Origin of the sequence: Campylobacter sp. CFSAN093226 (assembly GCF_012897595.1) — a bacterium.
In the GTDB taxonomy this organism is placed as follows: domain Bacteria; phylum Campylobacterota; class Campylobacteria; order Campylobacterales; family Campylobacteraceae; genus Campylobacter_D; species Campylobacter_D jejuni.
On sequence record NZ_CP040608.1, the window covers coordinates 1,081,929 to 1,094,629 of the forward strand.

Sequence of the window (12,701 nt, forward strand, 5' to 3'; positions counted from 1 at the left end):
TGAGTGGTAAAAAAATGACTTTAGCTATAATACCTGCTCGAGCTGGTTCAAAAGGTATAAAAAATAAAAATTTAGCTCTTTTGCATGATAGGCCTTTGTTGTATTATACTATCAATGCAGCAAAAAATTCAAAGTATGTAGATAAAATTGTTTTAAGTAGTGATGGCGATGATATATTAGAATATGGACAAACTCAAGGTGTAGATGTGTTAAAAAGACCTAAAGAATTAGCGCTAGATGATACAACTAGTGATAAGGTTGTATTGCATACCTTGAGTTTTTATAAAGATTATGAAAATATTGTTTTATTACAACCCACTTCTCCTTTAAGGACAAATGTACATATAGATGAAGCTTTTTTAAAATTTAAAAATGAAAACTCAAATGCATTAATAAGTGTTGTAGAATGTGATAATAAAATTTTAAAAGCTTTTATAGATGATAATGGTAACTTAAAAGGAATTTGTGATAACAAATATCCATTTATGCCTAGACAAAAATTACCAAAAACTTATATGAGTAATGGTGCAATTTATATAGTAAAGTCAAATTTATTTTTAAATAACCCAACTTTTCTACAAGAAAAAACAAGTTGCTATATAATGGACGAAAAAGCTAGTTTGGATATAGATACAACAGAGGATTTAAAAAGAGTTAATAATATAAGCTTCTTATAATTTTTTTATAAAAAACTTGGTTAAAAAGGATGCTATATTATCTAGCATTGATGTTTTTAAACAAGTATTTATCTGATTATATAATTTTTCTATCTCATGTTTTTTTAAAAGTTGTCCATAAACTCCCATTTGATGAAAAGTATTTTTCTCCATATTATTTAATCTCCACATTTCTGAAAATAAATGTAAGAAAGGTTGACTGATATCTATTGAAGTATTATCTAAAAAAATTTTTACATTACACCATGGAATCTGACAAGTTCTTTTATAATCCCAAACAAAATTTTCTAAACCACATTTTTTTACATGATCAGCTAAAAACCAAGGTCCTATAACACCCCACGAGATTTTTTTTCTTTTATTAATGATTTTTTCTGCTTCTTGTATAAGATTTTTTCCAAAATCTGAATATCGAGAAAATTTTAAAAAGGATGTTGTGATTCTTGATTTTTTATTATCTTCATCCACTTCTTGTGTAAAGATATATTCTTCATTTAAATCAATATAATTTAAACATATCATATCAAGATCTACCCATACCCCCCCCCTTTTTTTTTTTTTTTAAGATAAAGTAAATTGTATCTAAAATAATCACTAAACGCTGCTACTCCAGATCCCCTATCGTCTCTAAAATAATTTTTAAAAGAAACAATTTCATTTGCATCTTTTAATTCAAAATCATCAAATAATTCATCTAATTTTTTAAAAATTTTATCATCTAAATTATAAGTATAAAGTATAAATTTATAACCATTATCTATAAAAGATTTTATAGATAAAAGCTCCATTAAACCAATACCTTTATAACCTCTAGGTGTATACCAAAAACTACTAATTTCTTGCTTCATCAACCCTTCTTTGTAAATCAAATTCTTCTTTCTCTAAAACCTCAAACAACTTCTTATGAAAATCATTATTTTTAAAGTTTAAACAAAGCTTTTTTACAAGTTCATTGCTTTTCTTTTTATCTTGATAATTCTGCCATAAAATTTCTTTATTTTTGTTTTCATATCTTCCATTTGGATTAAATTCATAATGATAAATGCAAGTTTTAAAAACAGCTATTTTCTCACAAAACATAAAATAAACATAACAAAAAAGCACATCTTCGCCATAACTCAAACGCTCATCTATTTTAATTTTTTCAAAACTTTTTAAGATAATATCTTTTCTAAAACACTTAGCCCAAACCGACCAGCAAAAATGCCTTTGTTTGCTTAGAAATTCTAAAAATTCTTTTTGATTAAAAAACTCATCTTGTTTAAAACGATAAAATTGCTTGGTTTTTACCCTATGTACAAAAGCATCAAAGCAAAGCAAATCAAAACCTTTTTTCATCTCTTTAAGCGCTATTTTACAAGCATCAAGAGTTAAAAAATCATCACTATCTAAAAACATTATAAAATCAGAACTAGAATGCAAAACTCCCAAATTTCTACTTGCAAAAGTGCCCAAATTTTCTTCATTTTGAAAGATTTTTATCCTTGGATCTTTTTTAGCAAATTCTAAAACCATATTTAAACTATTATCTTTACTTTTATCATCGATAATCAAAATTTCAATATCTTTTAAAGTCTGATTTATACAACTTTGCAAAGCTCTTGAGATAAAATTGCAAGAATTAAAAAGCGGGATTATGATAGAAAGTTGTGGCATATTTTTCCTAAATTTTGTTAAAATAATAAAAACAATTCTATCAAAGTTTAGGAAATTTATGAAAATTTTTATACATCTTCCCACCTGGTTAGGCGATACGGTAATGGCTTCACCTGCTTTATACACTATAAAAGAACATTTTAAAGATGCTCAGTTTATCCTTTATGGTTCTTTTGTTTCTACAGCACTTTTTAAAGAATTTCCTAATTCTAAAATCATCATAGAAAATAAACTATCCCGTTATAAACAAGCTCTATCTTTACGCAAAGAACTTGGTAAAATCGATCTTAGCTTTGCTTTTAGATCTGCGTTCTCTTCTAAGATTATCTTGCATATCCTTAAAACAAAACAAAGATATTTTTTTGACAAAAACAAGTACAAAGAAGAACATCAAGTTTTAAAATACCTTTATTTTATAGAAAATTCACTTAGTATAAAAGCTCATTTTAAGGACTTAAAGCTTCCCTTTAAGCTAAAATTTCAAAACCCTCTTATCTTAAGAAATGGTAAAAAAATTCTAGGACTCAACCCTGGTGCAAGCTTTGGAAGTGCAAAAAGATGGGATGCGAGTTATTTTGCTAAAGTGGCTTTAAATTTCAGCCAAAGTCATGATATTTTAATCTTTGGTGCAGGAAAAGCCGAACAAGAACTTTGTAATGAAATTTATCAAATTTTAAAAGAACAAAACATAAAAGTAAAAAATCTTTGCAATAAAACCACCATCAAAACCCTTTGTCAAAATATCGCTTTTTGCGATCTTTTCATCACAAATGACAGTGGACCTATGCACCTAAGTGCGGTTTATAAGGTAAAAACCGTAGCTATTTTTGGCCCTACGAAATTTACTCAAACTTCACCTTGGCAAAATGAAAATGCAAAATTAGTGCATTTAGATCTAGCTTGTATGCCTTGTATGCAAAAAACCTGCCCTTTAAAACACCACAAATGCATGAAAGATCTAAAGCCTGAAAAAGTGATAGAACAGGCTAAAAATTTACTTAAAAACTCTCATCTATGATCTGACAAAGTGTGTGTATGATTAAAATGTGCATTTCTTGAATTCTAGCTGTATCATCGCTTGGCACAACAAGATTATGATCACAAAGCTTATTCATCATTCCACCACCTTTTCCGCTAAGCCCTAGACAAAGCATATTAAGCTCTTTTGCTTTTTTTAAAGCTTCTAAAACATTAGGGCTTTTTCCGCTCGTTGAAATACCGATTAAAACATCCTTTTCATTCCCTAAAGCTTCCACTTGTCTTGAAAAAACAAACTCAAAACCATAGTCATTTCCTATGGCACTAAGTGCTGAAGTATCGGTTGTAAGTGCTATGCCTGCTAAAGCCTTGCGTTCTTTTTTATAACGCCCGCTAAGTTCAGCCGCAAAATGCTGAGCATCAGCCGCACTTCCACCGTTTCCGCAAATTAAAATTTTACCACCTTTTTTAAGACACTCACACAAAAGCTCACCTACTTTAGCGATTTGTCCTTTTAAAATTTCGCTTGCTTGAACAATTTTTTGATGTTCTTGCCATTCTTTTTCCACTAAATTTATCATTTTTTATCCTTAATCTTTTCTATGATCTTACTTGTACTAAATCCTTCTTCAAAGTCGATTAATTCAACCCTTGAAACGATATCTGCACCTACAACAAGTTTATCTTTATAATCAGCTCCTTTAACCAAAATATCAGGCTTTAAAAAGCTTATAAGTTCTAAAGGCGTGTCTTCATCAAAAATCACTACAAAATCAACAAAATAAAAAGCTGCCAACATACAAGCTCTTTGAAATTCTGAATTTACAGGACGACTCTCGCCTTTGAGTCTTTTCACACTCGCATCTGAGTTCAAACCTACAATCAAAACATCGCCCAATCTTTTAGCTTTGTCAAGGTATTTTATATGTCCAAAATGCACGATATCAAAACAACCATTTGTAAAAACAATCTTTTTATTATTTTGTTTCAAAAGTACCAAAAGTTCTTCTTTGCTTTTGATTTTTTTCTCAAAATCCACGCGCTTAAAACTTTTAATCTCATCAAAACTCACACTCACGCTACCTATTTTACTTACCACAACAGCTGCGGCTTCATTGGCAAGTTCGCAAGCTTTAAAAATTTCAATTTCATTTGCCAAACAAAAAGCCAAAACTGCGATCACACTATCGCCCGCTCCTGTTACATCATAAACCTCTAAGGCTTTAGCAGGTGCGATTTTCAAACCCTCATCAAAAAGTGCAATTCCAGCTTCTGAAAGAGTGATGATAGAATAACGCAAAGAAAAATCTTCTTTTAATTTTTTGATGCCTTTTTCTAAATTTTCACCCTCTAAATTTTCAAATTTCAAAGCCTCTAAAGCTTCTTTTTTATTAGGTGTAAGTAAAGTTGCACCGCTGTATTTGTTAAAATCACTCCCCTTAGGATCAACCAAAACAGGGATATTTAAAACCTTAGCCTTTTCTATCACAGCCTTACAAACTTTAGGGGTTAAAACACCTTTGGCATAATCGCTTAAAACCACAGCCTTAAAGTCTTTAATCTTTTCATCAAACAAAGCAATAAGCTCATTTTCAAGCAAAATCTCACTTATATCTTCTTCATCCAGTCTTAAAACCTGCTGATTATGCGCCATAATACGATTTTTAAAAGGAGTTTTGCGTCCTTTTTGGATCAAAAATTCTCCTTTTAAATTTTCTTGTAAAAATTTTCCACTCTCATCATCGCCCACAACACCGAGCGCAAAAACATCAGCTCCCAAGCTTTTTAAATTTGCATAAACATTCGCAGCCCCGCCTAATCTTTTATCTTCTTTAAGAGTTTTAGCTATTAAAACAGGGGCTTCAGGGCTGATACGCGAACAATCACACCAAGTGTAATTATCCACCATAAAATCTCCTATAATCAAAATTTTAGGTTTTTGCTGACTTAAAAACTCAAGCATTTACTTCCTTTTCAAAAAGTCTTTTTATCTCGCCTAAATAATCTTTTATACCCTCTTCAAGGCTAAATTTTGGCTGATAATTCCAAGTTTGATCTAGTTTTGCTTCAGTATGGAACTGATAAGATTTTACATAAGGATTTGGGATATATTCACAAGGCAAATCAGTCTTTAACTCTTTTTGCAAAATATCAACTATATCTTGAAAGGTTCTTGCTTTACCACTGCCTACATTATAAACCCCACATTTTGAATCAAGGGCGATTAAATTAGCACTAATAACATCTTTAATATAAGTAAAATCCCTATAAATTTGATCACTTCCTTCAAACAATCGTGGATTTTTTCCTGCTAAAATTTGATGGCCAAATTGCAAAACCATAGAAGCGGTTTTGTTTTTATAAAATTCGCCTTTTCCATAAACATTAAAATATCTAAGTCCTACCAAATGAGCTTTATCGTAATATTTTTTCGCTAACTTATCCATCATCAATTTTGAAAAAGCATAAGGATTTTTTGGTTCTTCATCCTTACCTACAGTTTGTGGACTTTTTGCATCACCATAAACCGAAGCTGAACTTGCATAAATAAGCTTTGCATTAAGATCTATGCTAAGTTCTATAAAATCTTTAAAAGTATTTAAATTGGTTTGCAAAACCTTAGTTTGATCAAAAACCGTAGTGTCTGAAATTGCTGCTTGATGAAAAATAATCTCTGGTTTAAAATCTTCAATCTTTTTTAAAACTTTTTCATCGTTAATATCGCCTGCAAAAAGTTCTCCATCAAATTCAAGTAAATTTTTAAAATGCCCAAAACTTTGCAAATTTCCATTTTCAAAAGTCGCACTACTACGCATTTTATCGATGATTAAAATTTCATGTTTTTCTTGCAAATTTAAAGCTAGTTGCGAACCTATAAATCCTGCTCCACCTGTGATTGCTATTTTCATTTAAATATCCTTTTCCTTAAAAAAGTTCAAAATTTCTTTTAAATTTTTAAATTGTCTAAAAAAATCACCTTCTTTTTTTTCTTCATTCACTAAAATCAAAGTGCCAATATCAGCATTTAATCCTGCTTGCATATCACTTAGATTATCTCCGATAAAGATAGAATTTTTCATATCTAAATCAAACTCATCTTTTGCTTTTAAAAGCATGCCTGCTTTAGGTTTGCGACACTCACAACCTTCTAAATGCGGACAATGATAAATTTTATCAATTTTTATATCTTGTTTAGCAAATTCTTTAAGCATATAATCACAAAGCTTAAAAAAATCACTTTCCTTGTAATATCCTCTTGCAATGCCTGATTGGTTTGTCGCTATAAAAAGCAAATAATTTCTAGCCAAAAAATATCTACAAAGTTCAAAAATTCCATCACAAAATTCGAAATCTTCTATTTTATAAACATATTTTTTATCTATATTAATCACACCGTCTCTATCTAAAAATAATGCTTTTGTTTTCATAAAAACATTATAATATAGCTTTTTTAAAAAGAAAATAAACATTATCTTTAATTTCTTAAGATTTTTATTAAAAATAAAGATATATAATACCTAGCAATCTAATTTTTACTAAGGAGAAAACAAATGAAAAAATTATTAGTAGTTTCTGCTTTGGCATGTCTTGGTGTTTCTGCTTTTGCTGCAGATGGTGCTACACTTTTTAAAAAATGCGCAGTATGCCATGGTGCAAATGCTGACAAAGTTTACTTAAACAAAGTTCCAGCTTTAAAAACTCTTTCTTCTGCTGAAAGACTTCAATACATGAAAGAATATTCAGAAGGTAAAAGAAATGCTTATGGTCAAGGTGCGATCATGAAACTTAACCTTAAAGGTTTAACTGAAGAAGATTTTAAAGCTATCGAAGCTCATATTGAAACTTTAAAATAATTTCTAAAAAAGGCTTTTCTTTTTAAGAAAGCCTTTTTTTATCCAAAGCTTCTTTTTTACGTCTTTCTAATTCTATAGCATCACGTAAAGAATCCTCATCATCATTTAAAGTAGTAAATTTATAATCATCATCAAATTGCTTATTTTTAATCCCCCAAAGCAAAGTTGCCAAAATGATAAAAAACGCTAAGATAGAAACTCCTATCATCATCATGATTATACTATTCATTCTTTAATCCTTAAAGCATTTAAAACGACTATTATACTACTAAAAGACATAGAAATAGCAGCAAATAAAGGATTTATCATACCCAAAAAAGCCAAAGGTATGGTGCAAGCATTATAAAACAAAGAAAAAGCAAGATTTTGCTTGATAATTTTAAAGGTGTTTTTAGATAATTTGATGGCTTTTTTTAAAGAAAGCAAGTCATTTTTCAAAAGCAAAACATCACTACTTTCTATAGCTAGATCACTTCCTTCTCTTAAAGTCATTGAAACACTTGCGTATTTTAAAGCTAGTGCATCATTTACCCCATCACCTACAAATAAAACTTTGTAATTTTTACTTAAATTTTCTATAGTTTTCATCTTATCTTCAGGCAAACAAGAAGCTTGATAATTTTGAATTTCTAACTTTTTAGCGATTTTTTCCACTGCTTTTTGATGATCGCCACTGAGTATCATTAATTCTTTCTTTTCTTTTTTAAGATAAGCGATAAGCTCTTTTGCACCTTCTCTTAAAACACTATCAAACTCAAAAAAAGCTAAAATTTTACCTTCCTTGGCAAAAATAAAATGCGTATTATCAAATTCTTTAGCCACAATACCCTTTTCTTGCAAAAATTTAGAACTTCCGCCTAAAAGCAACCCTTCATTTAACTCAGCACTTAAACCTTTAGCTTGAATACTCGAATGCTTTTTAAAATCCAAATTTAAATCCTTAGCTCCTTTTTGCTTTAAATATAACACAATATTTTGAGAGATAGGATGTTTAGAAAGTTTTACAAAATTATAAAGCTCGTTTAAATCAAGCGCTTTATCTAAAAAAACCTCTTTAAGTTCAAGCTCTATTTTGGTTAAAATACCCGTTTTATCAAACACCACACAATCACATTTGCTTAAATCTTCTATCACGCTAGAACTTTTAAATAAAATATGCTTTTTTAAAGCCCTACCTAAAGCCACAAGATTGCTCACTGGCGTTGCTAAAGCCAAAGCACAAGGACAAGCGATAATCAAAACTGCAATCGCATTGACTAAAGAAATTTCGAAACTCTCTTCTTTATAAAAAAACCAAAAAGCAAAACAAATAAAAGCGATCAATAAAACCGTTCTAGAAAAATAAGCCAAAAGACTATTGACCAAACTTTCAAGTTTTGCTTTTTTAGAACTTGCAAGTTCTAAAAGCTGGATAATTTGACTGAGTTTTGAATCCTTGTAAAGCTTTGTTGCTTCATACTCCACACTTCCATCAAGCACTATACAAGCTGAAAAAATTTCATCTTCTTTTTGTATGAGTTTTGGGGTATTTTCTCCATTTAAAGAAGAAGTATCTACGCTCATTTCACCACTTTTACAAATCCCATCGATTAAAATTTTATCTCCAGTTTTAAGCAAAATTCTATCCCCCAAACAAACCTTTTGCACTTCTTTAGAGACAAATTCTTTACCATTGAAAACTAAAACTTCATTTTGCAAAAAATCATTAAGCCCATCTATAGTATCTAAAGCACGCTTTTTGCTAAACATCTCAAGATATTTACCTATAAAAACAAAGCAAATTATCATCGCCACAGAGTCAAAATACACCTCCCCTACCCTAAAAAACATGGCCCATAAAGAATAAACATAAGCCAAACTCGCTCCGCTAATCACCAATACATCCATATTTAAACTATGCATTTTTAAAGTTTTAAAAGCACTTTTATAAAAATGAGATCCCGTATAAAAAAGCACAGGAGAACAAAGGATAAATTCAGCAAAATTTAAAATATCCTTAGTGTCCTTATCCATACCGCTAAAAAATCCTGCGTATTTTGCCACTGCTATCCACATGATATTCATCACACAAGCTATAGCCACAACAAGCTTAGAATAAAATTCCCTTTTTAGTAAATCCGCTTTTTTTGAAGCCTTGCTCGCATCATAAGCACTCGCTTTATAGCCTATGCTTTCAATAAGTCTTAAAATTTGCACCAAAGAAATGCTTTGCTCATCAAAAACAATGCGTGCTTTATGGTTTAAATGATTAATATCAAGTTCTAAAATTCCTTCTTGTTTGGTTAAAATTTTCTCATTAAGCCACACACAAGCTGCACATTCTATACCGTGTATCATGAGATAAATTTCACTAAATCCTTCTTTGGTTTTAGTGATAAACTCATCATAATTTTTCATTTCATTTTGAAAATTTACAGGGCTTAAAGTTTGATTTCCAAGCTTTTCATAAAACTCATCTAATCCACTTTCATGCAAAATTTCCCAAACGCTCTCACAACCTTTACAACAAAAAATTTTACCCTTATACTCTATCATTTGGGCTTGTTTATAATCAAGTTTGCAATGTTCACATTTCATAATCATTCTTTAAAAAAATATTTTTTATAATTATAAACAAATTTGACAAAAAGTGCATTTTTTTATTAAAATCACATTTTACAAAAATTATTCTGCTAAATCTTACGAGGACTTATGGAAAAAGAAAAAAAACAACATCAAAGAACCCACGTTCCAGTGGAAGGTTATAAAATCGAAGAATTAAAATTATTAGATTTAGAAAATCTAGTTAAAATCGCTAATGAATGTGAAATCGAAAACCCAAGAGAATTTCGCCGCCAAGAACTTATTTTTGAAATTTTAAAAGCACAAACAAAAAAAGGCGGTTTTATACTTTTTACAGGGATTTTAGAAATTTCTTCCGAAGGTTATGGCTTTTTAAGAGGTATGGACTCTAATCTTAGTGATAGCGTTAATGACGCTTATGTTTCAAACTCACAAATTAAAAAATTTGCTCTGCGTGTAGGCGATATCGTTACAGGACAAGTTAGAGAACCAAAAGATCAAGAAAAATACTACGCTCTTTTAAAAATCGAAGCGATCAATTATCTGCCTTTACAAGAAGCCAAAGAAAGACCTTTGTTTGATAACTTAACCCCTATTTTTCCAACAGAAAAAATCAAACTCGAATACGATGCGATGAAGCTTACAGGTCGTGTTTTGGATCTTTTTACTCCTATAGGAAAAGGACAACGCGGGCTTATCGTTGCTCCACCACGCACAGGTAAAACAGAGCTTATGAAAGAACTTGCTACTGCTATTGCAAAAAACCACCCAGAAATGCATTTAATCGTACTTTTAGTCGATGAAAGGCCTGAAGAAGTTACCGATATGCAAAGATGTGTAAAAGGCGAAGTTTTTAGTTCTACTTTTGATTTACCTGCTTATAATCATGTGCGTGTAGCTGAACTCGTGATAGAAAAAGCCAAAAGAATGGTAGAAACAGGCAAAGATGTTATCATCTTGCTTGATAGTATCACAAGACTGGCACGTGCTTATAACACCGCAACTCCAAGCAGCGGAAAAGTCCTAAGCGGCGGGGTGGATGCTAATGCCCTACACAAACCAAAACGCTTCTTTGGTGCAGCTAGAAATATAGAAAATGGAGGCTCTTTAACTATAGTTGCTACAGCTTTAATTGATACAGGTTCAAGAATGGATGATGTGATTTTTGAAGAATTTAAAGGCACAGGAAATAGCGAAATAGTTCTTGATAGAAATATCGCCGATAGAAGAATTTATCCTGCGATTAATATCATCAAATCAGGAACAAGAAAAGAAGAATTACTCCAAGGCGTAGCAAATCTTCAAAAAATTTGGGCGATCCGTTCAGCGATTTCTCAAATGGATGATGTTGAAGCGTTGAAATTTTTATATTCTAAAATGCTTAAAACCAAAGACAATGTAGAACTTTTATCTATAATGAACGAGTAAAAAATGCTTCAAGCTTTAGCGATTAAATACAGACCAAAAACTTTTGATGAACTTATAGGACAAAAGACAGTTAGCGTAAGTTTAAAATACGCCCTAAATCATAATCGCTTAGCTCATGCTTATCTTTTTTCAGGACTTAGAGGAAGTGGAAAAACTTCAAGTGCTAGAATTTTTTCTCGTGCTTTAGTTTGCGAACAAGGACCAAGTGATACTCCATGTGGCACTTGCAAACACTGTCTTGCAGCACTTGAAGGCAAACATATAGACATTATAGAAATGGATGCTGCAAGCAACCGTGGGCTTGAAGATATACAAGCCTTAATCGAACAAACCAAATACACCCCTTCTATGGCAAGATTTAAAATTTTCATCATTGATGAAGTACATATGCTTACCCCACAGGCTGCAAATGCGCTTTTAAAAACCTTAGAAGAACCCCCAAGTTATGTTAAATTTATACTTGCAACCACAGATCCTTTAAAACTTCCAGCTACTGTGCTTTCAAGAACACAACATTTTCGCTTTAAACAAATTCCACAGAGTGAAATTTTAAATCATCTTAAAGAAATTTTACTTAAAGAAAATGTTAAATTTGAAGAAGAAGCTTTAAAATTTATAGCAAGAAGCGGCAATGGATCTTTAAGAGATACTTTAACCTTGCTTGACCAAGCTATTATTTTTTGTCAAAATGAAATCAGCATTAGTAAAATTACAGATATGTTAGGCTTTTTAGATCCTCAAAAAATCAAAACCTTTTATCAGGCTATCTTAACAAAAGACAAGGAAAAAGTTTTTGCGTATTTAGAGGAATTACAAGACTATGAAGCCTCAAGCGTGATTGATGAAATGCTTTTTTATTTAAAAGAAAGTTTTTTTGCAAAAAGTACAGAATTTTCTACTTTAATTTATGAAAGATTTTTCCGTATTTTATCAAAAGCTAAGAATATGCTTTGCGATGATGATGGCTTTACGCTTTGTGTTATGGCTTTTATGATGATGGAAGCAAGTCATTTAAAAGAAATTGACGCACAAATCCAAGAAATCAAACAAGAAAATATGACAAATATTACACCTAGGATCACACCTGCTCCTATCATACCTAATCTTGAGAAAAAAATAGAAAAAAATGCTTATGAAATCTTGCTTGATAGTATTTATGATAGGGATTTTAATCTTGCAGAATGCTTTAAACAAAGCACAAAATTTATTAGTTTTGAAAACAATACTTTAAATATAAGCTCAAACGCACAAGGACAAAATCGCGATACACTCAATAAAGGTTTTAAACTCATACAAGAACTTTTTAAAGCTAAATTTGGGGAAAATGCAAAAATTAATGTGCAAAAAGCACTAACAATTGATGAAAATAAGCTTCAATCCTTAACTCAAGAATTACCAAACAATGAAAATAAAAACATAGATATTCAAAGTTCTATTAATATGCTTAAAGAAGGGGCCAAAAAATTTGACCCACAAGAAGATCTTAAAGAGGCTCTTAAAGATTGCTTTGGCAATCCTCAAATCCAAAATATAGATTAAGATATTG

General features: G+C 30.7%; 12 protein-coding genes and 1 pseudogene. 5 read left to right on the forward strand and 8 right to left on the reverse strand.

The features are described from left to right. Positions 1–14 precede the first annotated feature (14 nt). The gene (locus FBF02_RS09225; protein ID WP_002881429.1) at positions 15–677 is read left to right on the forward strand and encodes an N-acylneuraminate cytidylyltransferase; all 663 of its coding nucleotides are present in this window, start codon (positions 15–17) and stop codon (positions 675–677) included. Here FBF02_RS09225 and FBF02_RS05610 read toward each other — a convergent pair. Both FBF02_RS05610 and FBF02_RS05615 read right to left on the reverse strand, forming a co-directional pair. Continuing rightward, positions 672–1,525: pseudogene (locus tag FBF02_RS05610) on the reverse strand (glycosyltransferase). The gene FBF02_RS09225 and the pseudogene FBF02_RS05610 sit on opposite strands and share 6 nt — an antisense overlap. Then, positions 1,509–2,333, reverse strand: coding sequence for a glycosyltransferase family 2 protein (locus FBF02_RS05615; protein WP_002858096.1), 825 nt, complete (start codon positions 2,331–2,333; stop codon positions 1,509–1,511). Before FBF02_RS05615 ends, FBF02_RS05610 begins: the two are co-directional and overlap by 17 nt. A 58-nt stretch (positions 2,334–2,391) precedes the next feature. Here FBF02_RS05615 and waaF point away from each other — a divergent pair, with 58 nt between their 5' ends. After that, positions 2,392–3,351: a lipopolysaccharide heptosyltransferase II gene (waaF, locus tag FBF02_RS05620; protein ID WP_002875425.1), complete on the forward strand. Its 960-nt coding sequence runs from the start codon at positions 2,392–2,394 to the stop codon at positions 3,349–3,351. Here waaF and gmhA read toward each other — a convergent pair. The 4 genes from gmhA to gmhB are packed head-to-tail and all read right to left on the reverse strand — an operon-like array spanning position 3,332 to position 6,781. Continuing rightward, positions 3,332–3,892, reverse strand: coding sequence for a D-sedoheptulose 7-phosphate isomerase (gene gmhA, locus FBF02_RS05625; protein WP_002858021.1), 561 nt, complete (start codon positions 3,890–3,892; stop codon positions 3,332–3,334). The two genes, waaF and gmhA, sit on opposite strands and share 20 nt — an antisense overlap. Continuing rightward, on the reverse strand, positions 3,889–5,274 hold the full coding sequence (rfaE1, locus tag FBF02_RS05630; protein WP_002858114.1) for a D-glycero-beta-D-manno-heptose-7-phosphate kinase: 1,386 nt from the start codon (positions 5,272–5,274) through the stop codon (positions 3,889–3,891). The genes gmhA and rfaE1 overlap by 4 nt, the downstream gene beginning before the upstream one ends. Further along, entirely contained in the window at positions 5,267–6,220 is a 954-nt protein-coding gene (rfaD, locus tag FBF02_RS05635; RefSeq protein WP_002858041.1) for an ADP-glyceromanno-heptose 6-epimerase, read from the reverse strand. Before rfaD ends, rfaE1 begins: the two co-directional genes overlap by 8 nt. After that, complete coding sequence (gene gmhB / locus FBF02_RS05640; RefSeq protein ID WP_002853963.1) at positions 6,221–6,781, reverse strand: D-glycero-alpha-D-manno-heptose-1,7-bisphosphate 7-phosphatase; 561 nt, start codon at positions 6,779–6,781, stop codon at positions 6,221–6,223. An 81-nt stretch (positions 6,782–6,862) separates the two neighbouring features. Here gmhB and FBF02_RS05645 point away from each other — a divergent pair, with 81 nt between their 5' ends. After that, entirely contained in the window at positions 6,863–7,165 is a 303-nt protein-coding gene (locus FBF02_RS05645) for a cytochrome c (RefSeq protein WP_002852762.1), read from the forward strand. Positions 7,166–7,187: 22 nt separating this feature from the next. On the opposite strand, the gene ccoS is transcribed toward FBF02_RS05645, so the two are convergent. Together ccoS and FBF02_RS05655 are read right to left on the reverse strand one after the other, a co-directional pair. Beyond that, positions 7,188–7,394, reverse strand: a complete 207-nt coding sequence (ccoS, locus tag FBF02_RS05650; protein WP_002852798.1) for a cbb3-type cytochrome oxidase assembly protein CcoS — start codon at positions 7,392–7,394, stop codon at positions 7,188–7,190. After that, entirely contained in the window at positions 7,391–9,748 is a 2,358-nt protein-coding gene (locus tag FBF02_RS05655) for a heavy metal translocating P-type ATPase (protein WP_021034232.1), read from the reverse strand. The genes ccoS and FBF02_RS05655 overlap by 4 nt, the downstream gene beginning before the upstream one ends. A 108-nt stretch (positions 9,749–9,856) precedes the next feature. Here FBF02_RS05655 and rho point away from each other — a divergent pair, with 108 nt between their 5' ends. Continuing rightward, positions 9,857–11,155 (forward strand): transcription termination factor Rho, encoded by a 1,299-nt coding sequence (gene rho, locus FBF02_RS05660; protein WP_002852852.1) that lies wholly within the window; start codon positions 9,857–9,859, stop codon positions 11,153–11,155. A 3-nt stretch (positions 11,156–11,158) separates the two neighbouring features. Next, on the forward strand, positions 11,159–12,694 hold the full coding sequence (locus FBF02_RS05665; RefSeq protein ID WP_002858347.1) for a DNA polymerase III subunit gamma/tau: 1,536 nt from the start codon (positions 11,159–11,161) through the stop codon (positions 12,692–12,694). Positions 12,695–12,701: the final 7 nt, after the last annotated feature.